Annotated in this window: 17 protein-coding genes; 3 read left to right on the forward strand and 14 right to left on the reverse strand. The window is 70.2% G+C overall.

The genetic code is table 11. The annotated features are described in order from the left end of the window. Positions 1-180 precede the first annotated feature (180 nt). The 10 genes from ACFWFI_RS22790 to ACFWFI_RS22835 all read right to left on the reverse strand — a co-directional run bounded on the left by ACFWFI_RS22790 (position 181) and on the right by ACFWFI_RS22835 (position 11,639). Complete coding sequence (locus ACFWFI_RS22790; RefSeq protein WP_387393241.1) at positions 181-735, reverse strand: hypothetical protein; 555 nt, start codon at positions 733-735, stop codon at positions 181-183. A 95-nt stretch (positions 736-830) separates the two neighbouring features. Further along, positions 831-1,805, reverse strand: coding sequence for an ABC transporter permease (locus ACFWFI_RS22795; RefSeq protein WP_387393244.1), 975 nt, complete (start codon positions 1,803-1,805; stop codon positions 831-833). A 4-nt stretch (positions 1,806-1,809) separates the two neighbouring features. Continuing rightward, positions 1,810-2,841: an LLM class flavin-dependent oxidoreductase gene (locus ACFWFI_RS22800; RefSeq protein ID WP_387393247.1), complete on the reverse strand. Its 1,032-nt coding sequence runs from the start codon at positions 2,839-2,841 to the stop codon at positions 1,810-1,812. After that, positions 2,838-4,022 carry a macrolide family glycosyltransferase gene (locus ACFWFI_RS22805; protein ID WP_387393250.1) on the reverse strand — a complete coding sequence of 395 codons (1,185 nt, stop codon included), beginning with the start codon at positions 4,020-4,022 and terminating at the stop codon, positions 2,838-2,840. The genes ACFWFI_RS22800 and ACFWFI_RS22805 overlap by 4 nt, the downstream gene beginning before the upstream one ends. A 17-nt stretch (positions 4,023-4,039) precedes the next feature. Then, positions 4,040-4,456 (reverse strand): PPOX class F420-dependent oxidoreductase, encoded by a 417-nt coding sequence (locus ACFWFI_RS22810; RefSeq protein ID WP_387393253.1) that lies wholly within the window; start codon positions 4,454-4,456, stop codon positions 4,040-4,042. A 40-nt stretch (positions 4,457-4,496) separates the two neighbouring features. Continuing rightward, entirely contained in the window at positions 4,497-6,110 is a 1,614-nt protein-coding gene (locus tag ACFWFI_RS22815; RefSeq protein ID WP_387393256.1) for an ABC transporter substrate-binding protein, read from the reverse strand. A 137-nt stretch (positions 6,111-6,247) separates the two neighbouring features. After that, a complete protein-coding gene (locus ACFWFI_RS22820) occupies positions 6,248-7,987 on the reverse strand; it encodes a dipeptide ABC transporter ATP-binding protein (protein WP_387393258.1) in 1,740 nt (579 codons plus the stop codon). Then, the gene (locus ACFWFI_RS22825) at positions 7,987-8,952 is read right to left on the reverse strand and encodes an ABC transporter permease (protein ID WP_387393261.1); all 966 of its coding nucleotides are present in this window, start codon (positions 8,950-8,952) and stop codon (positions 7,987-7,989) included. Before ACFWFI_RS22825 ends, ACFWFI_RS22820 begins: the two co-directional genes overlap by 1 nt. Positions 8,953-9,141: 189 nt before the next feature. Beyond that, positions 9,142-10,593: a lipopolysaccharide biosynthesis protein RfbH gene (gene rfbH / locus ACFWFI_RS22830; RefSeq protein WP_387393264.1), complete on the reverse strand. Its 1,452-nt coding sequence runs from the start codon at positions 10,591-10,593 to the stop codon at positions 9,142-9,144. Beyond that, entirely contained in the window at positions 10,590-11,639 is a 1,050-nt protein-coding gene (locus ACFWFI_RS22835; RefSeq protein WP_387393267.1) for a Gfo/Idh/MocA family protein, read from the reverse strand. Before ACFWFI_RS22835 ends, rfbH begins: the two co-directional genes overlap by 4 nt. A gap of 254 nt (positions 11,640-11,893) precedes the next feature. Here ACFWFI_RS22835 and ACFWFI_RS22840 point away from each other — a divergent pair, with 254 nt between their 5' ends. Continuing rightward, complete coding sequence (locus tag ACFWFI_RS22840) at positions 11,894-13,318, forward strand: NDP-hexose 2,3-dehydratase family protein (RefSeq protein WP_387393270.1); 1,425 nt, start codon at positions 11,894-11,896, stop codon at positions 13,316-13,318. 126 nt (positions 13,319-13,444) lie between these two features. Here ACFWFI_RS22840 and ACFWFI_RS22845 read toward each other — a convergent pair whose 3' ends face one another. Next, entirely contained in the window at positions 13,445-15,349 is a 1,905-nt protein-coding gene (locus ACFWFI_RS22845; RefSeq protein WP_387393273.1) for a multicopper oxidase family protein, read from the reverse strand. Between the two features lie 382 nt (positions 15,350-15,731). On the opposite strand from ACFWFI_RS22845, the gene ACFWFI_RS22850 reads away from it, so the two are divergent. Both ACFWFI_RS22850 and ACFWFI_RS22855 read left to right on the forward strand, forming a co-directional pair. After that, positions 15,732-18,584 (forward strand): AAA family ATPase, encoded by a 2,853-nt coding sequence (locus tag ACFWFI_RS22850; protein WP_387393276.1) that lies wholly within the window; start codon positions 15,732-15,734, stop codon positions 18,582-18,584. Beyond that, positions 18,581-19,891 (forward strand): 3-deoxy-7-phosphoheptulonate synthase, encoded by a 1,311-nt coding sequence (locus tag ACFWFI_RS22855; RefSeq protein ID WP_387393279.1) that lies wholly within the window; start codon positions 18,581-18,583, stop codon positions 19,889-19,891. The genes ACFWFI_RS22850 and ACFWFI_RS22855 overlap by 4 nt, the downstream gene beginning before the upstream one ends. Positions 19,892-19,917: 26 nt before the next feature. Here ACFWFI_RS22855 and ACFWFI_RS22860 read toward each other — a convergent pair whose 3' ends face one another. From ACFWFI_RS22860 to ACFWFI_RS22870, 3 genes are all read right to left on the reverse strand, one after another. Next, positions 19,918-21,594 (reverse strand): bifunctional 3-(3-hydroxy-phenyl)propionate/3-hydroxycinnamic acid hydroxylase MhpA, encoded by a 1,677-nt coding sequence (locus ACFWFI_RS22860; protein ID WP_387393282.1) that lies wholly within the window; start codon positions 21,592-21,594, stop codon positions 19,918-19,920. Further along, complete coding sequence (locus tag ACFWFI_RS22865) at positions 21,591-22,376, reverse strand: arylamine N-acetyltransferase family protein (RefSeq protein WP_387393285.1); 786 nt, start codon at positions 22,374-22,376, stop codon at positions 21,591-21,593. The genes ACFWFI_RS22860 and ACFWFI_RS22865 overlap by 4 nt, the downstream gene beginning before the upstream one ends. 4 nt (positions 22,377-22,380) lie before the next feature. Continuing rightward, a partial coding sequence (locus ACFWFI_RS22870) for an acyltransferase domain-containing protein (RefSeq protein WP_387393288.1) occupies positions 22,381-23,313 on the reverse strand: 933 nt, incomplete at its 5' end.

Genomic DNA, 23,313 nt, shown 5'->3' on the forward strand with positions numbered 1-23,313 from the left:
GGCAGGGGCCTGCGCGTGCTGCCGTTGCCTGAGGCCCCGCGGCGAGAAGCCTCGTCAGAACCTGGCCCGGCCGGGCCTACGTCGCCTTCGTCCTGTACGTGTTCGCCCCCGTGATCGTCGGACATGACGCCGCTCTCGCGGGTGAGGCAGTCGGCGCGCCTGCCCATTGCCAGTACCGACTCATTGCGTTCTCAGCTTGTGGCTTCCGGCTCGGTTCTTCGCGATGTTCCGAATCTTCTCTCTGCTGCCCGACTCGGCGAGCAGGGCGAGTACCGCCGGCGATGTCGACCCCTCGGCGAGGAGGCGCTGCATCCAGTCCGTGACCTTCGCCAACTCGACCGGTGTCGGCGCGTGACCGTCCGCGATGGACAGATGGAACAGCCAGTCGTGGATGCGGCGGCGGATGAACTCGCGGTACCCCTCCGTCTTGAGCTGGTCGATCTCCGGCAGTAGTTCGGCCGACCACTGCCGGAACTCGGCAGGACCGGTCACCTTCGTCGCGATCCTGTCCACGAGGGCGACCACCGCCGTCTTGGACGCGATCTCGTTGGGGTCGCGCAGGATCGTGGCCACGATCGCGCGGTCTCGGTCGCGGCTCCGCGAGGAAGCGGTCACCAGGACGACGCGTTGGTACCCGGTCGATCGGACGTGCTCGTCCGCGACGGCTTCGTCGACGTCCACGTCGAGGATGCCGGCCTCCGCCAGCAATTCGGCCACATCGGAATGCAATGTCATCGCTTCATCCCTTGTCGCGGGGCCGGATTCCACATCGCGGGCATCCTCCTCCGGTCCGCACGCCGATCCAAACGAAACGGCCTACGGGACAGCCCTTAGACGGTGGCGCCGACCGCCGCGGGGGCCGTCGGGCGCCGGCGTCGTCCCTCGCGTGCGATGCGCGGGTCGATGACGGGGTAGAGGAGGTCGACCAGCAGGTTGACCACGGCGAACACCGTGGCGCCGAGCAGCACCAGGCCCTGGACTACGGGGAGGTCCTGTCCGCTGACCGCCTGCGTGGTGAGCCGGCCGAGGCCGTCGCGCGAGAACACCGTCTCCACGACCACGGATCCGGACAGCATCCCTCCCACCAGCAGCCCGACCATGGTCAGCGCGGGCAGGACGGCGTTGCGCAGAGCGTGCCGTACATGCACGACCGGCCGTCTCACACCTTTCGCCCGGGCGGTTTCCACGTACTCCTCGAGCAGCTCCGACTGCAGGCTCTTGCCCAGCAGTTGGGCGATGAGCGCCCCGGCGGGCAGCGCGAGGGTGAGTGCGGGCAGGACCATGCTCTCCGGACCTTCGTTCCCGATCGCCGGGAAGACGTGCCACCGGAACGAGAACTGCTGCAGGAGCAGCAGCCCCACCCAGTACGAGGGCAGCGACACGCCGAGTGGCGGCAGGCTCATCAGCGTCTGCTGAAGCCAGCGCCACCGCACCAGGGACGCGCCCACGGCGAGTGCCGTGCCGAGCAGGATGCCGAGCCCCAGGCCCGCGCCGGTGATCTGCGCGGTCTGGGGCAGGGCCTGCCCGATGAGGTGGGAGACCTCCTCCCGGCTCTGGATCGACCGGCCGAGGTCGCCCTGCAGGAGGGCGCCGATCCGGCTGACGTACTGCTCGGCCATGGGCCGGTCGAGACCGAGGTCGGCACGCATCGCGTCGAGTTCGGCGGGGGTGAGACTGGAGTTGGGTCCGGCCATCACCGCGACCGGGTCGCTCGGCAGGGCGAACAGCACCACGAAGGAGATGGTGAAGGCGGCCCAGATCACGAAGACGGCCTGGCCGGCCCGTGACAGCAGATAGCGCGCCATCGGTTCAGCTGCTCCCGTCCAGCGCCCGGCTCGGGAGCTCGCGGCGGAGCACCGGGGCGATCTCGTCGAAGAAGAGCTCCAGCGTGGCGTCGTATTGGTCACGGCTGAGGATCTCGCCGTCGACGTGCAGGTGGAGCAGCTCGTGGCCGAACTCCTGGTGCTGGCCGATGACTTTCTCGATGATCTGCTGAGGGCTGCCGACGAGGACCGAGCTGTGCTCGATCCAGTCCTCGACGGTGTCGTACTTGATCGAGCCGCCGTCGAACGTGCGGTTGACGGCCAGCCGTGCCTCGAACACCGGGCGGTATGCGGCGACGGCCTCCTGGGAGGTGCGTGCTCCGAAGTAGCCGGCGGTGCCCGCGCCGACGAGGGCCCGGCGGGGGTCGTGCCCGTAGGACGCGTAGCGCTCCCGGTAGTGGTGGATCAGCTTGGCGTAGCGGTCGATGGGCCCGCTGCCGTTGGAGGAGAAGAGCGGATCGCCGTGCCGGGCGGCGAAGTCGGCGGAGCCGGTGCTGCTGCCGCTGCCGTGCCAGATCCGGATGTTCTTCTGGTAGGGCCGCGGCAGCGGCTCGGCGTTCTCCAGGGAGCGGCCGAGCCGGCCTTCCCAGGTGACGTCGTCCTCGGCCCACAGCCGCCGGAACAGTGCGTAGTTCTCCTGGAGCAGGTCCCACTGGTTCTCCGGGGTGACCCCGAAGAGCTTGCTGGACCGGGGGTAGGCGCCCTTGGCGACGATGAGGTCGAGCCGGCCGCCCGAGAGGTTGTCGAGCGTGGAGTAGTCCTCGAAGGCCCTCAGCGGGTCGAGCATGCCGAGCGTCGTCACCGCGGTGAAGAGCCGGATCTTCGAGGTCCGCGCGGCGATGTTGCTGAGGAGGACCGGCGGGGAGGAGGACACTGCGGGGCGGTCGTGGCGTTCACCGATCCCGTAGGCGTCGAAGCCCCATTCCTCGGCGAGTACCGCGTAGTCGACGAGCTCCTTGAGCTGGAGGTCGTCCGGCTTGTCCTGCCGTGGCAGATGAGGGAGGAGTAGGAATTTCATCGCTGTTCCCGCTTGAGGTAGTTCTCGATCTCGTCGGCCGCGAGCGCGGGCCCGCCCGACTCGTGCGTGTGCTCCTGCAGCTCCCGTACCCGCCGGGCGACCGCTTCGTCGCCCGCCACCGCGAGCACGGCGTCGCGCAGCGCCGCCGCCTGGAGGTTCTCGGGCCGGACCACGGTGCCGATGCCCAGCTCGGTGACGCGTTCCGCGTAGGGCAGGACGTCGACGCCCTGCGGCACCACGACGACGGGTGTACCGGTGTGGAGTGCTTCGGAGAGGCTGCCGGTGCCGCCGTGCGTCACGAAGGCGGCGGCGTGTTCCAGGACCTTCACATGGCGTATCCAGCGGTGGACCTCGACGTTGGGCGGCAGCGGTTCCAGTTCGGCCGGGTCCAGGCCGTTGCCCACCGAGATCACGGCGTGCAGGGGCTGGTCGCGGAAGGCCTCGACGGCGGTCCGGAAGAAGCCGAGGTGCTGGTTGTTGACGGTGCCGAGCGAGACGAGCACGGTCGGCAGACCGTCGGCCGGCGGCTGCCAGTCGTCGAGGAAGCCCCGGTCCCCCAGGCTGGGCCCGATGAACACGAAGCGTTCGTCGAAGGTCTCGTACGCGGGCTGGAAGTGCCGCGGTACGAACACGACGGTGAGTTCATCGGGGACACGCTCGGTCCACAGGAACTCCTGGACCCGGTCGGCGATTCCGTAGCCGTCGAGGAATGCGGAGATCTCGTCCACGGGGTCCGTGAGTGCGAACTCCGGGGCGAGCGCGAAGATCCGCTCGAAGTAGGAGTAGTGCGCGTTGGACACGACACTCGGTGCGAGGTGCACGGCGGGAAGGCCCCAGACGTGGCGCAGTACGCGTCCGGCCTGGAAGGCGGCCTCGTCGTAGGCCAGGAGATCCGGACGGTCGTCGCCGTAGTGCGCCTCGACGGCCCGCAGGATGGCGACGTTCTCCCGGAAGAACGCCTCGGTCGGGGTGATCGAGCTGTCGTTGGCCAGGCTCTCCAGCGGCTTCACCGATGCGTAGGTCAGCACGTCGGCGCCGGCTCCGCGCACCTTCTCGGCGAATTCCTCGATCGTCACGTAGGTGACCTGGTGGCCGCGGCCGACGAGTTCGGAGACCAGGGCGAGCTTGGGGAAGAGGTGTCCGTTGGACGGGATGTCGATGATCAGTACTCGTGTGGACATGGGAGTCCTCCTTGGCGTCAGGACCGGGGGAAAGCGATGACCTTCTCGGGCACGACCCGTACGACGACCCGCACCAGCGCGTCCGGCGGGGCGTGGGTCTCGCCGAGGTATTTCAGGGCCAGTTCGTCGGACAGTGTCTGTGCACCGTCCTCGGAGAGGTGCGCGGTCCCGCGCACCTCCACCGAGCTGTACGGGTTCGCCGTGTCGAACACCGAGACGCTGATCCTCGGATCGCGCGCCAGGTTCCGTGCCTTGCCGCGCTCCGCGGGGGTCACGAACAGCAGGGCATCGCCGTCCCGCTTCACCCACACCACCGAGGACTGGGGGCTTCCGTCGGGGTTCACCGTGGAGATGACCGGGAAGTTCCGGCCGTCGAAGAGCGCACGGGTTCGTTCGTCGAGCGTCACCGGCATGGCGGTGATCGCCTCCTTCATCGGTCGTTCGTCACTGGGGCGGGAGCGGGACGGCGGGCGGTCAGGAGAGCCAGACGGCCGTCAGCGGGTTCAGGCCGGCGCCCGCGCCCAGCGAGAGTCCGTTCACCTCCTTGCCGGTGGCGACGACGGTCGTCTGCTCGAACACCGGGAGGTAGACGACCTCTTCGACGATGCGTCGCTGGGCCTGGGCGAGGATCTTGTTGCGGGCCGCGGGGTCACCGGTCGCGACCTGCTCCTGGAGAAGCGGCTCCAGGGTCGTGTCGTTGATCCGGTAGTAGTTCGGCGGCGCTCCGGAGAAGGAGGTGCGCAGGACGTCACCGTCGGCCTGGGTGCCGTTGGTCCAGAAGAAGTCGTACTTCTCCTTCTTGAGGCCGTCGAGGATCTGCAGGCCGGTCTGCTGGAGCAGCTGGAGCTCGATGCCGGTCTTGGCGAGCTGGGCCTTGATCAGCTCCAGGGTCTTCTGACTGGCGGTGTAACCGGGGAACCAGCCGACGACGAGGCTGAGCTTCTTGCCGTCCTTCGCCCGCACGCCGTCACCGCTGCGGGTCCAGCCGGCGGCGTCCAGCAGGGTGCCCGCCTCGGCGGGGTCGTGCTTCACCACGGAGGCGAGGTCCGTGTAGCCCGGGGTGGTGGAGGCGAGCACGCTGGTCGCGGGCTTGAATTCCGGGCTCAGTACGGCGTCGCGCACCTCGGTCCGGTCCACCGACAGGGCGATGGCCTTGCGGACGCGTACGTCGTCGAGCGGCTTACGGGCCGAGATGGGAACCAGTCCCCAGACCAGCCCGGGGTTGGGCCGGGTGACGAGCTTCAGCCCGTTGTCGCGTACGGACGCGATGTCGCCCGGGGGCACGTCGCTGACCGCCTGGATCTGACCGGACTGGAGGCTGCCCGTGCGGACGCTCGCCTCCGGCACCACCGTGAAGATCACCTTGTCGAGGTAGGCGTCCCCGGTGTGCTTGATGCTGCCGGGGGACCAGTCGTACCCCTTCCGCTTGGAGAGGGTGACCTTGCCGGGCGCGAAGGTGTCCAGGACGAAGGGGCCGGAGCCGATCACCTTGTCGATGCGCTTGTCCCAGGGGAGCTCGAGCGTGGCCGGAGCGACGAGGGAGAGCCCGGTCTGGGAGGCGGCGACGAGGAAGGGTGCGTTGGGCTTGCTGAAGGTGAGCTTCACGGTCGCCGGGTCGACGGCCTCGGCACCGGCGAACGCGCTCACCACGGGGGCGATCGAGGGGTTCACCTTCGCCTTGTTCGCGACCAGGTCGTCGAAGTTCGCCTTGACCACCTCGGCGGTCAGCGGGGTCCCGTCGGAGAAGGTGACGCCGTCACGGAGGTGGAAGGTGAACTCGGTGGCGTCCTTGCTGATGTCCCAGGACTTGGCGAGCCACGGCACGATCTTGCCGGTCTCCGGGTCCTGGCTCACGAGCGAGTCGAAGAGCTGCCGATTGACGTAGACGGCTCCGGTGTCGGTGAACGCACGGGGGTTGGCGCTCTGCGGGGACTGCTGGAGGGCGAGGGTGAGGGTCCCGCCCTTCTTGGGTGTGCTGTTCCCGGCGTCGCCCGACGGGTCGTCCGAGCCGCCGCAGGCGGTGAGGAGGACGGCGAGGCTTGTGGCCAGGACCAGCGCTGAGCGGAGTCTGCGTGCTCGGGGTTGCATGACGGGGTCGTCTCCTTGTGGTGCTTCTCGGATGGTGCGAGGGGTGGTTCCGCGTCAGGGGGACCGGCGTGGGGAGCGGCCCGGGGAGCACCGGTGATCCGGCGCTCAGCGGCGTGCGGGGGACGGTCGTCCGGCACTCAGGGGCGGGCGACGGACGGTTGTCCGGACTGCCCGAGCTGCTCACGGCCCGGGATGGCGGCCAGCAGGGCCTCGGTGTAGGGGTGCGCCGGACAAGCGAAGATCTGCTCGGTCGGGCCCTCCTCGACGAGGCGGCCGGCGCGCATGACACCGACTCGGTGGGCGATCTGCCGCACCACGGCCAGGTCGTGGGAGATGAAGAGGCAGCTGAGACCGAGCCGGGTCTGGAGCTCGGCGAGCAGGTCGAGGATCTGGGCCTGGACCGAGACGTCCAGTGCGGACACCGGCTCGTCGCAGACCACCAGGCCCGGGTCGAGCGCGAGGGCCCGCGCGATCGCCACGCGTTGCCGCTGACCGCCCGAGAGTTCCGAGGGCCGGCGCTCCAGCGCCGTCCCGGGCAGGGCGACGAGGTCGATGAGCTCGGCGGCCCGCTCCCGGCGCTGACGGCGCGTCCCCAGACCGTATGCGGCCAGGGGGTCCGCGATGATCTGCCCCACCGTCATCCGGGGGTTCAGGGCCGCGTACGGGTTCTGGTGGACGATCTGCATCCTGCGGCGCAGCGCGCGCAGTTCCCGCCCGCGGTGGCCGGTGACGTCCTCGCCGTCGACGTACACCCGGCCCGAGGTCGGGTGGGCGAGCCGCAGCAGCAGGCGCGCCACGGTCGACTTGCCCGATCCGGACTCGCCGACCAGCGCGAACGTCTCGCCGCGCGGGACGGTCAGGCTGACGTCGTCGACGGCGCGCAGGACCGTGCGGTCGCCGGCGGCGCGCGGCAGCCGGTATTCCTTCACCAGGTTTTCGGCGCTGATCTGCACCGCGCCCGTGGGCGTGGACACCTCGTCGGAGGGCTCCGGTGACGGGCGGGGTTCCCGGACCGTCGCGCCCGACGTGGGGCGGTGGGGGCCCCGCCCGGGGGCCGCCGCGACGAGTGCCTGGGTGTAGGGATGCGTGGGTGCGGTCACGATGCTGTCCGGCGGGCCGTCCTCGACCACTTCTCCCCGCGCCATCACCAGGACACGGTCGCTCCGCTCGGCGGCGACGCCGAGGTCGTGCGTGATGAGCAGGACGCTGGTGCCCGCGGCGCGGGTCAGCGACTGGATGTGGTCGAGGATCTGCCGCTGCACGATGACGTCGAGCGCGCTGGTCGGCTCGTCGGCGACGATCAGGCGCGGCTGTGCGGCGACGGCGATGGCGATGAGTACGCGCTGGCGCAGCCCTCCGGAGAGCTCGTGCGGGAACTGTCCGGCACGCCACCGCGGATCGGGCACGCCCGCGTCGGCGAGCAGGTCGAGCACTGCGGCCGGTGCGCCGCGCCGGTCGGTGATCCCGTGGGTGATCAGCGCCTCGGCCACCTGCCGGCCGATGCGGTGTACGGGGTTCAGGGCCGTGCCCGGGTCCTGGGGTATCAGCGCGATCTCCCGGCCGCGCAGGCCACGCAGGCCACGTTCGCCCAGCCGGGCCAGATCCTGCCCGCCGAAGCCGATGCTGCCTCCGCCCACTTCGGCGGTGGGCGGCAGGAGGCCGAGAACGGCGTGCGCGGTCGTGGACTTCCCCGAGCCGGACTCACCGACGACTGCGACGGTCTCGCCCGGGGCGACGGTGAAGCTGACGGACCGTACGGCTTCGACGACACCGTGGCGCAGCCGGTAGCGCACGACGAGGTCGCGGACGTCGAGGAGCGGTGTGACCTCGGGGCCGGGAAGCGTTGCCTCGGGTCCGGAAACCGTTGCGGAGCTCATCAGGCCGCCCTCGGGTCGTTGTCGAGGGCGCGTGCCACCCGGTTGGACGCCACCACGGTCGCGGCGACGGCGAGGCCGGGGAAGGTGGTCAGCCACCAGGCGACCCGCAGTGAGTCGCGTCCCTCCGAGACCAACGCGCCCCACTCCGGCGTCGGGGGCTGGACCCCGTAGCCGAGGAAGCTGAGCGCGGACACCGCGAGGATCGCGGTGCCGAACTCCAGGGCGGCCAGGGCCCAGACCGGCCCCAGGGTGTTCGGCAGTACGTGGCGTGCCAGGACGCGCGGCCACCGCGCTCCGCCGGAGTGCGCCGCCTCCACGTACAGGCTCTCGCGGACCTTGAGGACCTCGGCGCGCATGATGCGGGCGCAGGTGGCGATGCTCGTCAGGCCGACCGCGATGGCCGCGTTCCGGGTGCCGGGGCCCAGGGCCACGATCAGCACGAGGGACAGCAGCAGGCCGGGGATCGACAGCAGCATGTCCACGATCCGCATGATCACCATGTCGGTGCTGCCCCTGAGGAACCCGGCCAGGAGACCGAGCGCCGATCCGGCGGCCAGTCCGATCAGGGTGGCGATCAGGGCGGACAGCAGGGACACACCCGCACCGTGCACCAGGCGCGCGAACAGGTCCCGGCCGAGCTGGTCGGTCCCCAGCAGGTGTTCCGCGGAGGGGCTGAGCAGGCGGTCCGGGGTGTCCACCGCGAGCGGGTCCCGCGAGGTGAACAGCTCGGGAGCGAGTGCGGCGGTCACCGCGGCCAGCAGCCAGAGCACCGCCAGCGCCAGTCCCGGCCGGACGGCGGCCGGCCACCGGGTGCCGGGGCGTAGCCGTAGCCGCGGCTTCGAGGGACCGCTGCCGGAACCTCCCCGCGCCTCGGCAGGTTTGGCGGCTGGGGTCCCCGGGGTACGAGCCCGGTCGGCATCCGGCCCTGTCACCGCGCTCGGCGGGGAGTCGGGTAGCAATCTCACGGCCTCTCCAGATGTGCGGACTGTCGTTCGCAATTCCGCGCCCGGCAGCTCCGAAGGCCGCGCTTGGTGAATCGCAGGAACTCGTTTCGATAGGACTGTGCCGGGAAATCGGGATACCGACCCCCCTGCACCCACCCCTATGCCCGCCCTGACCTCGGGACGAAAGGTGTCGGCAGTGTTTCGCCGGTGTCAGCGGCGTCCCGCGGTGAACTCCCGGATCGACGTGGCGACGTAGTCGATCATTTCTGCGGTCAGCCCGGGATACACACCGATCCAGAAGGTCCGCTCGGTGATGATGTCGCTGTTGCGCAGATCGCCGACCACCCGGAATTCGACGTCCTGGTAGGCGGGCTGGCGCGCGAGATTCCCGGAGAACAGCATGCGCGTGCCGATCTTCCGGGATTCCAGGAAGGAAATGATCTCGCCGCGGTCGAAGGGAGCGTCATCGGTGACCGTCAGGACGAAGCCGAACCAGCTGGGATCGCTGCCCGGTGTCGCCTCGGGCAGCCGGAGTCCCCGGACTCCGTCCAGACCCTCCCGCAGCCGTTGCCAGTTGCGCCGGCGGGCTGCGCCGAATTCCGGCAGCTTGCTCATCTGGGTCAGCCCCAGGGCGGCCTGCAGATCGGTGGTCTTCAGGTTGTAACCGACGCGCGAGAACGTGTACTTGTGGTCGTACCCCTTGGGGAGCTTGCCCAGTTGGTGACCGAACCGCTTGTGGCAGGTGTCGCTCGCGGCGGGCGGGCACCAGCAGTCGCGCCCCCAGTCGCGCAGGGACTCGATGATCTTGGCGAGGGCCACCCGGTCGGTCACCACACATCCGCCCTCACCCATCGTCAGGTGGTGGGCCGGGTAGAAGCTCGCGGTGGCGACATCACCGAAACTGCCGGTGGGTTCGCCCCGGTAGAAGGAGCCGACGGCGTCGCAGTTGTCCTCGATGAAGTGCAGACCGTGCTCGTCCGCGATCTCCCGGACCTCGGCGACGGGGAAGGGGTTGCCCAGCGCGTGAGCGATCATGATGCCCTTGGTACGCGGTCCGACGGCCTCGGCCACCCGCTCCGCGGTGGTGTTGTACGTCTGCAGCGAGACGTCGATCATCACCGGTACCAGGCCGTTCTGCACGATCGGATTGACCGTGGTGGGGAATCCGGCCGCGACCGTGATCACCTCGTCGCCGGGGCGCAGCCGCCTCTTGCCCAGCTCCCGTTGGGTGAAGGCGGTCAGGGCCAGCAGGTTCGCGGAGGAGCCGGAGTTGGTCAGGTGGGCCTTGCGGCGGCCGAGCAGGTTCGCGAACTTCCGCTCGAACTGCTGGGCGGCCGGACCTGCGGCGATCCGCATGTGGAGCGCGGCCTCGACCAACGAGACGCGGTCGTCCTCGTCGAACACCGCGCCCGACGGAAGGATCGGTGTCTCACCGGGCACGAAGCGCCGGCCGGCCTCCTGGTCCCGGTGCAGCTTCCGGACCAGCTCGAGTATGGGCCCGTGCCCGGCCGTCTCGGAGTGCTGCGCGTCGGCTGCGGGTCCGGTGCCCCCGGTACGCCCGTTGATGTCGGTTCCCTCGGTGTCCTCGGCGTACCCGGTACCGTCGATGGGCCCGGTGGACTCGGCGGGCTCGGTGTCTGCGATGTCTTCGGTGCCGCTCATGACAACCCCATCGGCTCGCGGTCAGGCTGGGAACTCAGGAGCGCCCGCTCCCGTACTCGGTCGACGAGCCGGGCCTGGGACAGGACGGACTCGCCCTCCAGGCCGGACGGCACCCCTTCGCGCACACGGGCGACGAACGCGGCGATCACATGCGCGAACTGGTCCTCGGCGGGCAGGGTGAGCTCCTCGGTGTGGTCCTGGCGCTCGATGCGGATCACCGGACCGTGTGTGGGGGGCGGTGTGTAGGCCCAGGTGGCGGAGATCCGCCCCGAGCTGCCCCAGAGGGCGTAGTGCGAACGGTAGGCGTGCTGCATGCCCCAGGTCAGATGGGCCGTCACCCCGTCCTGCCTCGCCAGGAGTGCGGATCCGCCCAGGTCGACGCCGAGCCGGTGGTCCACGTGGAGGGCGGCCCCGAGTACGTCGACCTCCTCCCCCAGGTACAGCAGGGCTGTGCGGACGGGGTAGACGCCGATGTCGGTCAGCGCCCCGCCACCCACGTCGGGCAGGTAGCGGATGTCGTCCTCGCCCTTGGCGGGGAACGCGAAGTCCGCGGTCAGGGTGCGCAGTTCTCCGATGACACCGTCGGCCACGAGTTCGCGGACCCGGGCGTGCTGGGTGTGGCACAGGAACATGAAGCTCTCCAGCAGCGCCAGTCCGCGTGACGCCGCGAGCGCGATGAGCGACGCGGCGTCCTCGGCTGTGGCGGCGAGCGGCTTCTCCGACAGCACGTGCTTGCCTGCCAGCAGGGCTCGCTCGATCCATTCGGCGTGCAGGAGGGCGGGCAACGGTACGTACACCGCGTCGATGTCGTCCCGTGCCAGCAGCCGGTCGTAGCCGGCCACCGGGTCTCCGCCGAAGCGCCGGGTGAAGTGCCGGGCCTTGGCCTCGTCCCTGCTGGCGACGGCCACCAGTTCCACGTCCGGATTCCGGTCGATCGCCGGAAGCATGCGCCTCCAGGCGATCCCCGCGCAGCCGACCACGCCGATTCTCAGCGGCACCGGGTTCGCACGGGGATTCGGGGGGCTCCCCCAGGAAGAATGCTGCACTCCACGACCTCCATCGGGCTGACCGGTCGCGCACCGGGGAATTATTCGATTCATTGAATTCGGGCACGACGGTAGGCAATACCTTCCTCGACCGTCAACCCCCTGCCCAGGTTCCAGGAACCCACAAATACCCCCCTATGCAGCCCCTGAGTATCCGGCCCGGACGGCACCGCTAAACAACGTACCGGCATAGTGGGCGCCATTGTCGCGCGATACAGGGAGGCTCGGTGTCCGGAATCGTGTCAACGTTGGCGGTGGATCAGAGGAATGCCGAGCGAATCGCCGAATCCGCGCTCTCGGTCACGGGGATCTCCGGCCTTCCGGAGATCCGGCGATGGTTCGACGAGCGCCGGCGGGTCGACGTGGCTCGCGTGGAGAGGATCGCCCTGGCGGATCTGGTCAGCTGGCGGACCGACCCGGGCACCGGCAACATCGTGCACGACAGCGGAAGGTTCTTCAGCCTCGAAGGGCTCGCCGCCGAGGTGCCGGCGGGCGCGGTCACCTCCTGGACCCAACCCATCATCCATCAGCCGGAGATCGGAATCCTGGGAATCCTGGCAAAGGAATTCGATGGTGTGCTGCATTTCCTCATGCAGGCCAAGAATGAGCCCGGAAATATCGACGGCGTCGAACTCTCCCCCACGGTGCAGGCCACTCGGAGCAACTACACGCGCGTCCACCGGGGGAGCTTCGTTCCGTATGTCGAGTACTTCCAGGAGGAGAACCGCAGGACGGTTCTCGCCGATGTGCTCCAGTCCGAACAGGGCGCCTGGTTCTTTCAGAAGCGCAATCGGAACATAATTGTGGAGACCGACCAGGACGTCGCGCTTCACGAAGGATTCCGGTGGCTGACCCTCGGCCAGATTCACCAACTACTGGCGGGCGACGCGGTGATCAATATGGATTCCCGGACCGTGCTGTCCTGCCTGCCGTTCTCGGGAATCGGTCTCGCGGACCGGCTCCCCTTCCGCGGTCAGGAATTCCGGCGGTCGGTCATCCGGTCCAGCAGCGCCGACCTGGCCGGCCTGCACACCATCGGTGAGACGCTGAGCTGGATCACCGAGACGCGCACGCGCCACGAGGTCAGCGCGCGGCGGGTCCCCCTGCGGGAGGTGACCGGGTGGAGCCGCGGCCCGGAAGCCGTCGCCCACGACTCCGGACTCTTCTTCAAGGTCATCGGCATCGACGTCCGGACGGAACACCGTGAGGTCTCCGGCTGGACCCAGCCCGTGGTGGAACCGGTCGGGGTGGGAATCAACGCCTTCCTCGTGAAGCGGGTGGACGGAGTGCTGCACGCTCTGGTGAACGCCCGCGTCCAGCCCGGCTTCCTGGACGTCATCGAGCTCGCGCCGACCGTGCAGTGCACACCGGACAACTACCGCTGGCTGCCGTCCGCGGCGCGCCCGCGGTTCCTCGACGACGTACTGGGCGCCGGGCCCGACCGGATCCGGTTCGAGAGTCTGCTGTCGGAGGAGGGCGGGCGCTTCTTCCACGCCCGCAACCGGTACCTCGTGATCGAGACCGACGCGGACTACGCGCCGGACCCGGGCCCTGACTTCCGCTGGCTGACCCTGCATCAGCTGGTCGGGCTCCTGCGCCACAGCCATTACGTCAACGTCGAGGCGCGCAGCCTGATCGCCTGCCTGCACAGCCTGACGGGCGAGCCCGCCTCCGGCTGACGCCCAGGCCCTGACGCGACGCGGGGAGGAGCTCGGAGGGCCGAAGCCGGCAGGGCCCGGAATCCGGGGGATCCCGGGTTCCGGGGGAACGCCTCCCTGCACCCGGGCCTGTTCCGCGGGTGGGGATCAGTGGTGGTGCGCGGTGTGCGGCATACGGTCGAGGATCTCGCGGGGAGCCACGACGAAGGGACGCATCATGCCCTCGTCCTCGTGCTCCAGGATGTGGCAGTGGTAGACGAAGCGACCGGTCGCTCCGGTGAACTGACCGGCCACGGAGACCAGTTCGTGCTCCTCGACCCTGATCGTGTCCTTCCAGCCCTTCTCCTCATCCCCGAGCACACCCGCCCGGTCGTGTTCCGCGCTCCAGGTGACGACGTCTGTCCCCGCACCACTGGCGCTGGAGACCGTGTAGACGTCCCTGTTCAGTGCCTGGAACCCCAGCAGGTGGACGTGCATCGGGTGGCCGGGACCGACCAGATGGAGGAAGTTCCACACCTCCCAGCCGCTGCTCTCGACGAAGAACCCGACCTTGTCGTCGAAGGCGGTGGCCTCCTTACGGAACGTACGGACCGCGCCGCCCTGGTCCGTGACGTGCACCAACCGGTCGCCGTCAAGCGGCTGGTACCCGGCCGCCGTCTCGGACAGCTCCCACATCTCGGGGTGGCCGAGCGGGGTGCCGTCCGAGGTACCGAAGGCGATCCACCGGCTGGTGTGCCCGGCGGGTATCGCGGAGCGGGTCAGCCGGACGAACGAGGGCGACGTGGTCGCGGGCAGGGTGAACGGGTCGTCGACGGCCGTGGCGCCGACGCGGAACTGCATGACCTCAGGTCCGAGCGGGGACGGCCCGTTGACGTTGGTGTTGACGAGCCGCAGCCGCTTCCCCCGGAAGGCGTCGAAGTCGATGAGAACGTCCGCCCGTTCGGCCGGGGCGAGTGTCAGCTCGTCGAGCGTCACCGGGCTCGGCAGCAGCCCCTGGTCACTGCCGATCTGGACCAGGGCCCCGGTGACCGGGGTGGTGGTGCCGTCCGCGTTCTCCACCTGGAGACGGAGGGTGTACGGCCGGGTGTTGGCCCCGTTGAGCACCCGGAAGCGGTACCACCGCGGCGTCACCTGCAGATAGGGCCAGATCACCCCGTTGACCAGGTTGTACGGACCGATGAAGGGCAGGTTCAGCCGGGCGGGGGAACTCGCGGTGCCGGTGTCGAGATAGCCGGTCCGGTGAAGGAGCCGTCCGGTCGGGACGCCCTGGTCGTCGGTGTCCAGATTCCGGTCGTTGATGAGCAGCGGGATCTCGTACGCCCCGCTGGGCAGGTTGAGCGCGGCCTCCTCGTCGTCCCGGATCAGCAGGCTGCCGGCCAGCCCGGCGAAGACGTTGAACGCCGTGATGTTCATGGCGTGGTCGTGGTACCAGAGGCCGCTGGCGCGCTGGACGTTCGGGTACTCCGAGAGCTGCGTGTCACCTGGTGAGACACCGTTCTCGGTCCATCCGTCGTTGTCGCCGCCGGTGACCGCTCCGTGCACGTGGACCACGGTCCAGGCGGGCAGGCCGGCGACGGAGGCGTCACGCGCGGCGGAGCCCCGGCCGGGGCCCAGGATCGAGTCGAGGTCCGTGAACGGCACCTGGATGCCGGTGACGGGGAAGGCGCCGCTGATCTCGTTGAGCCAGGCCACTCTGAGGCGCTGCTCGCTGGACACCTCGATGGTGGGGCCGGGGAAGGACCCTTCGTAGGTCCACACCGGGGTCGGGGGGAGTTCGGAGTGGATCAGGACGGAGGCGGCCTTCTGGCGGATCGTCAGCGAGGCGCCGGGCGTCAGGAACGGCGGGATCCGGAGGGCGTCGGCGAACTTGGTGAGGTTCGTCGATGTGGCCCGCGGGACACCGGTGGCGACGGGCCCCCCGGAGCCGGGTCTCCGTGTGCCTCTCGGGTGCGCGGCCGATGGTCCACGGTTGCTCACCAGCGCCGCACCCCCGCCCACCGTGGCGACGGCGGCTGCCGCGGATCCTATGACGAACTGACGGCGACTGGGCATGGCAAGGCTCCTCGATGGCCGGTTACGGCCTGCGGTGGATGTCGACGTATGTCGATGACGGAGCCGATCGTGTGCGCGAAGTGGCTGAAAATCAATGGAAACAAGGGCTCTTAGGGGGATGTGACGGGTTCACCCGGCATCGGTGGCCTTCACCCCGTGGGTACCCCCCTGGACATGGGCCGCCGTGCCCCAGTAGGCAGTCCGTGGGCGGCCGGTTCCCGGGGAGTAGGCGACGTCCGACCATCATGGGAGCCGGGCAGGGGGAGCGCGCAAAGGGGCCCGTTCGGAGCCCTGCACCGCACGGACGGCCGATCACGCGACGGACAGCCACGCACATCGATGGCCGGAAGACGGCCGAGTGCACACGAATGGCCGGTCACGCATGCCGCGGGTCGCACACGCCGTTGGTCACGAACATGACGTCCTGGGGGATCGAGTGGTTTCGCTGGTGGAACGAGACGAACACATGCGTCGACTGGACCAGCTGCTCACCGACTGTTTCGCGCACCGCGGCCACACCGTTCTGCTGGAGGGGCCGATCGCGGGAGGGCGGACCGAACTGCTGCGTGCCTTCGCCGCCCACGCGACGCGGTCCGGGGCCCGTTTCCTGAGCGCCAGTTGCTCCCCCGCGGAGCGCGCGCTGCCGTTCGGCATGGTGAATCAGCTCTTCCGCGGTACGGTCTGGCCCGCCGAGCAGGCGGACCGTGTCGGCACGCTGCTGGACAGCCTCGCGTCCGGGGACTTCGGTGACGGCAGCGCCGAGGTGCCGTCGCCCGAGGTGGTCCGCGCCTGTCACGAACTGTCCGTCGCGCTGCTCGGTCTGGCCGCCGACGTGCCGCTGGTGCTCGGTGTGGACGATCTGCGCCACGCCGACGTCCCGTCCCTGCGGTTCCTGGTCCACCTGGTCCGGCGGCTCGGGCAGGCCAGGATCCTCCTCGTCCTCACCGACCACACCACGCCGTGGCCGCTGAACCGCCGGTTCCGCGGCGAGCTGTCCAGGCCTCCGTACGCGGAGCGTCTGCGCCTGGACCCGCTCTCCCGCGCCGGTGCGCTGCGTCTGATCACCGACGGGCTCGGGGAGGTCGCCGCGCGACGGGTCGGCGAGGACTTCCTCGCGGCCGCGGGCGGAAATCCGCTGCTGCTGCACGCCCTGGTCGAGGACCACCGCCAGCCCGGCGGCGCCCCGAGTGCGCAGGGGTACGGTCTGGCCCTGCTGAGCTGCCTGCAACGCGCCGAGCCGATGATGCTCCAGGCCGTACGGGCGCTGGCGGTGCTCGGCCCCGGCAGTTCGTCCGCGGAGATCGGCCGGCTGATGTCCGGCGACCTCGGCGCGTCCGCCCCGGCCGAGGAGGCTCTGCGCGCGCTGAACGCGGCCGAGTTCCTGGAGGGGGATGCCTTCCGGCACCCGGCCGCGCGGGACGCGGTCCTCGACGACCTCTCCCCGCACGACCGGTCCGAGCTCCACCGGCGTGCCGCCTGCCTCCTGTACGAGCGGGGCGCCGGAGCGCTGGACGTGGCCCGCCATCTCATCGAGGCCGGACACACCCAGGTGCCGTGGGCCGAGGCGGTCCTCTCGGAGGCGGCGGAGCACGCGCTGCTCGACGACCGTCTCGAACTGGCCGCCGACTGCCTGAAGCTGGCCCACCGGTCCAGCGCCGACGAGCGGTCCCGTTCGGCGCTGCGGGCCAGGCTTGCCCAGGCCGAGTGGCAGCTCAACCCGTCGTCCGCGGCCCGGCATCTGGCACCGCTGACCGCGGCGGTCCGCGCGGACCAACTGCCCCTGTCCGACGGTCTCGTGCTGGTCAGGCAACTGCTCTGGCACGGCCGGAGCGAGGAGGCCGTCGACGTACTCGGACGGCTCCGGGAGCGCGCGGGCGGCGCCCAGGCGAATCCGGCGGAGGCCGGGGCGCTGCGTGACATCGAGGTGTGGCTGGCCTGGACGCATCCCGCGCTGGCGCGGGGCCGCAGGACCCCGGTCCTGCCGGCCGATCTGCGGCACGGTGTGGTGACGCCCGGGACGGATCCGCAGTTGCAAGCCGCGGCCGCCCTGTCCGACGCCTTGTCCCGGGGCCGGGCCGACGATGCCGCGGACCGGGCGGAACGTGTGCTGCGCGATCTCCCGCTGCATCGCCGGAGCCCCTGGGCGGAGGAGGCCGCCCTGGTGGCTGTCCGGGTGCTGATCCAGGTGGACCGGCTGGATGCCGCGGCCGCCTGGTGCGACCAGTTGCTGGCGGAGGCCGAGGCCCGGAACGCACCGACGGCCCAGGCCGTGTTCGCCGCCGCGCGGGCCGAGGTGGCGGTGCAGCAGGGTGACCTCACCGCCGCCGGCCGCCATGCGCGGGACGCGCTGGCACTGCTCACGCACCGCTCGTGGGGTGTCGCCGTCGGGCTTCCGCTGAGCGTCCTGATCCTGGCCGCGACCCGGATGGGTGAGCGCGAGGAGGCGGCACGACAGCTCACCCACTCGGTCGGCGACACGATGTTCCACAGCCGGTACGGGCTCCAGTACCTGTACGCGCGCGGACATCACTACCTCGCCACCGACCACTGCCATGCCGCCCTCGCCGACTTCCTGTCCTGCGGCGAACTCCTGCGCGGCTGGGGGCTGGACACGGCGGGGCTGCTGCCCTGGCGGACGAACGCCGCCGAGGCCTGGCTGCGCCTGGACAACAAGGACCAGGCGAGACGCCTCATCCATGAGCAGCTGGCACGCCCCGGCGCGGGTACCTCGCGCACCCGCGGCCCCGCCCTGCGGCTGCTCGCCGCCGTGGGCCCGCCGGGACGGCGGCTGCCGCTGCTCACCGAGGCGATCGATCTGGCCGAGGTGTCCGGCGACCGGTTCGAGCAGGTCCGGGTGCTGACCGAGCTGAGTCGCGCCCATCGGGCCACCAACGACAAGCGGCGGGCCAGGCTGCTGCTGCGGCAGGCCCTCCATGTGGCGAACATGTGCGAGATGAAGCCTCTGGCGCAGGAGCTGCTGTCGGTCTCCGCCGACCTGGGCGGCTCCGAGTCGATGGCCGACGGTCTGGAGGGCATCGCCTCGCTCACGGACTCCGAGCGCCGGGTCGCCTCTCTCGCCGTCCTGGGTTACACCAACCGGGAGATCGCGGTGAAGCTGTACGTCACCGCCAGCACGGTCGAGCAGCACCTCACCCGTGTCTACCGCAAGCTCAAGATCAGGCGCCGCAAGGATCTTCCGGCGGATCTCTGGGCCAACCTCCGGAAGGCGGGATGACTCCGATGACAACGTCCCTGGGTACCTGCGAATCCCCTGCGGCGCCGGCCGACGCCCCCGGATCACCCGTCTTACCGGCCGCCGCCCCGGCGCGTCCGGCCGAGCAGCAGCCCGACTGGCCCGACCGCGACGAACTTCGCCGGGTGGGTGAGGTGCTGAACGGGCTGCCGCCCACGGTGGAGCCCTCGGAGGTCGACCGGCTCGGTGAGCGACTGGCCCAGGTGGCACTGGGCAAGGCGTTCCTGGTGCAGGGCGGCGACTGCGCGGAGACCTTCGCCGGGAACACGGATGCGCACGTGCTGGGCAATCTGCGCACGCTGCTGTGCGTGGCCGAGGTGCTGGCCGTCGCATCCGGGCTGCCCGTGGTCACGGTGGGGCGCGTCGCGGGTCAGTACGCCAAACCGCGATCCAGCCCCTTCGAGCCGGACGGACTGCCCTCGTACCGCGGTGACATCGTCAACTCCCTGGAGTCCGATGCCGCGGCGAGGGCGCCCGACCCACGTCGGATGCTGCGCGCCCACGCGGCCGCGGGCGCGGCGATGGACATCGTCAGGGCGGAGGCCGAGGCATCGCGTACGGAACTCTTCACCAGTCACGAGGCTCTGCTGCTGGACTACGAGCGGGCCCTGGCGCGGCTCTCGCCCGGTGTGCCGGAGTCGGCCCACCCGGGAGCGGAGAGCCCGGAGGCGGGAGTGGACGAGCTGTCCGCTCCCCGTCTCTACGGCCTGTCCGGGCACTTCCTGTGGATCGGTGAGCGGACGCGTCATCTCGACGGGGCGCACATCGCCTTCGCCCGGCGGATAGCCAACCCGATCGGCCTGAAGATCGGCCCCTCGGTCACTCCCGAGGAGGTCACGGAGTACGCGGAACGACTGGACCCGCACAGGCGCCCCGGACGGCTCACTCTGATCAGCCGGATGGGGAACGACCGGGTGCGCGACGTCCTGCCGCCGGTGGTGGAGAAGCTGACGGCGTCGGGGCATCAGGTGGTGTGGCAGTGCGACCCCATGCACGGCAACACCCATCTGTCCCCCACCGGCTACAAGACCCGCAGCTTCGGCCGCATCCTCGACGAGGTCCGTGGCTTCTTCGCGGTGCACCGCGCGCTGGGCACCCACCCCGGCGGCCTCCATCTGGAGCTGACCGGTGACGATGTCACCGAATGCCTGGGCGGCGCGCAGGAGATCCGTGACGCGCACCTGGGCACGCGCTACGAGACCGCGTGCGATCCACGGCTCAACGGCCGGCAGTCCCTGGAGCTGGCGCACCATGTCGCGCGGCTGCTGAGCGGCCCGGCCGGTCCTTAGGTCCCAGGTCCGGCCGGGCCCCCGGGTCAGCCGATGAGTGCCCCGGACCGGAGCCGGGCGTGCAGGTCGTCGACGAGCACGGCCAGCGCGTCCCGGTCCGGGGCCGCTCCGAAGACATAGAAGTCCGGTCGCACGAGCAGGGCCACCGCCCCCTCACCATCACCGGCTTTCGCCTCGGCCAGATAGGGGAGGTACACAGCGTCGACGTCCACGACGGCGGGTGCGGTGACCTCGGCGGCCGGAGTCCCTGCGGGCAGCAGATGCACGAGGCGCGCCCCGATCCGGCCGAGGAACTCCAGCCGGTCGTCGTCCAGCAGTTCGGCGGGCGGGGCCGTGGTGAGCAGGGCGAAGCCGGGCCCCACCACCTCGTCGAACAGCCCGACCGCGTCGGCGCGGGCGACGGTTCCCTGCGGCGCGAGGTCTCCGGCCGGCGGAACAGGGCGGCCGTCGCCCTCCCGCCGGTGGAGTAGCCCGGTGGTCAGTGCCTGGACGGCGGACCGCGGCTGTGCGGTGGCGATGCCCCGTTCGCGTACGGCGAGCATCACCGTGTCACGGTCACGGGCGGCGGCCGGGTCGGTCTCGCAGATGACGCGGCCCAGGTCCATGGACATCTTCAGCGCGTGCCGGACGTGCTCCCGCCGCTCGCCGGTGTACGAGTCCAGCAAGCGCTCGTCGGCCTGCCCGCCCAGGACGAGGTCGAGCTTCCAGGCCAGATTGGCGGCGTCCCGGAAACCTGAGCACATGCCCTGGCCCGCGAACGGCGGCATGAGATGGGCGGCGTCCCCCGCGAGCAGCACCCGGCCCACCCTCCAGGTGTCCGCGTACCGAGCCTGGAAGGTGTAGACGGCATGCCGCTCAAGGGTGGCATGGGCGCGGTCGATGTCGAACAGGCTCAGCAGGCGCCAGGCGTTGTCCGGCCGTCCGAACTCCTCTGCGGGTTCGTCGGACAGGCGCATGAACTCCCAGCGCCGGTGCCCGGGCCCGGCGGACACCTCGGTGCGGGGCCTGGCGGGGTCGCAGATCTGAAGGTTGTTGGGCACGAACTCGCGCGGCTCATGGAGCTTCACGTCGCAGGTGAGCCAGTCGTTGAAGAACCCGAAATCGGTCACCGTGGCACCGATGGCCTCCCGTACGAAGCTGTTGGCGCCGTCGCAGCCCACCACCCAGCGTGCGGACAGCCTCTGCTCGTGCGGTGCGTCCTGCCCGTGCGGCGGTGCGTCCTGGTGCCTCTCGACGGTGACCTCCACCAGCGTGCCGTGGTCCTGGAGAGCGGTCACCCGGTGCCCGCGCAGCACGCGCAGACGGGGCAGTTCCTCACCGCGAGCGGCCAGGGCCGCCTCCAGGCCCGGCTGGTACATGGAGGTCGAGTCCGGCCAGCCGGAGTGTCCGGAGGCGGCGACATCGACGTGGAAGAGCGTCTGTCCGTCGCCGTTGCGCCAGACGTAGTCCCCCGATGGCTCCCCCAGTTCACTCATGGAATCGCCGACGCCTGCTGCGGCCAGGATCCTGGCGGACTCGCCGTCGAAGGAGACCGCCCGCGGCATCGGGTACGGCGCGGGCCAGCGCTCCACCACGGTGACCTGCCAGCCGCGTGCGGCCAGCAACAACGCGGTGACCTGCCCGACCGGGCCGTATCCGACCACGATGACATCGGTGGAAGGCGTGGCTGTGGGCGGATGGACGGAGGAGTCCGCGGTGGTCACTGTTCCGTCCTCTCCGTCCGAAGGATGTCGGCCAGGACATGCGCGTGGTCGGCCGGATCGACCACACCCCGGATCCGGTCGTGCCCGCCGTCGACCGTGAGCAGCCGCTTCCCGATGAGGATGCGCTGTCCGTTGTCGAAGGCACGCCCGCGCACGACCGTGCCCGCGCCGGCGAGCTGACGGGCGAAGTTCTCCAGTTCGGGGGACGGGACCAGCCACTCCGTCAGCTCTCTGGGCTGCGGCTCGAACCGGTACACGGCTCGCCAGTCCCCGACCTGCCCCTTGCGCTGCACGACGTGGTATCCGTCCTGCACGACGATCCGGTACCGGTTGCCGTACTGGTGACTGATCTCGCCGGTCACGACCGGCAGTGGTTCGAGGTACGACGGGCCGACGAACCCGACGTCGACGAGCAGCAGTCTGCCGTCGAGCCTGACGTAGTTGAACACATGCTCCAGGTCCGGCCCGAAGGAGTCGTCGACCTGCCGGATGCCGGCGGCGAGCACCCCGGCCTCGAAGCCCAGTTCCAGCAACAGCAGCCGGAACAGGCCGTTGAGCTCGTAGCACACGCCGCCGCGTCCACCGAGGACTATCTCGTCGAAGACGGCGTCCGCGTCGATGTCCACACCCGCCCACAGTGCCGCGCCCCGGGCCGTGTTGAGAGAGCTGTCGTAGGGAAGGGCCATCAGGTGTCGCTTGTGGAGATCCCGCAGTGTCTCCCAGGTGGGGTCCGTCGACCCCTCGTGGTCCAGGGCCTTGAGATAGGTCTCGACTGAGAACACGGGGTCAGCCCTTCTCGTTCAGCAGCGCGCGCAGGTGCCCGGCGAGCTCGGTCGGCGTGGGATGGTCGAAGATCAGCATCGCGGGGAGCTCCAGGCCGGTGACGTCGGCGAGACGGTTGCGGAACTGCACGGCGGTCAGAGAGATGAAGCCGACCTCGAAGAAGACGCTGCCGGACTCCACGGAGTCCGGGGTCTCATGGCCCAGCACGGTGGCGGCTTCGGCCCGCACGATGTCCAGGAGCAACTGCTGCTGCCCGTCCTCGGGCAGTTCGGCCAGCTTCCGGGTCAGGGCCGATCCTGGAATCTCGTCGTCGGGGACGGGAACGGGGAATGGTGAGGGAACAGCTTCGCCGGACACGGTCTGACGCGCTCCTTGGGTGGATTCCAGCCAGTAGTGCTGGTGCTGGAAGGCGTACGTGGGCAACTCGACGCGATGAGTGCCTGGTTCACCGAGTGCGGTGGACCAGTCGACAGGGACACCGCGGACGTGGAGTTCGGCGATGGACAGGAGGAGGCGGCCCAGTCCGCCGTCGTCGCGGCGGAGGGTCCCGGTCACGACGCTCGGCGCCTGAAGGATCTCGTCCAGGCTCTCCTGGATGCTGTGCGCGAGCACCGGATGCGAGCTCACCTCGATGAACGCCCTGAACCCCTCCGCGATCAGAGCCGAGGTCGCGTCGGCGAAGCGCACCGTCTGCCTCAGGTTGCGGAACCAGTAGCCGGCGTCCAGCTCCACGCCCTCGACCCAACGTCCGTCCACCGACGAATACATGGGAATCGTGGCCGCTTGCGGCTTCAACCCGGTCAGTACGTCGGCCAGTTCGTCCTGGATCAGTTCGACGTGGGAGGTGTGGGACGCGTAGTCCACCGGAACCCGACGAACCCGGACGCCCTCGGACTCATACGCGGCAATGAGCTGATCCAGCGCATCGGGGTCACC

Origin of the sequence: Streptomyces sp. NPDC060209 (genome assembly GCF_042728155.1) — a bacterium.
Classification (GTDB): domain Bacteria; phylum Actinomycetota; class Actinomycetes; order Streptomycetales; family Streptomycetaceae; genus Streptomyces.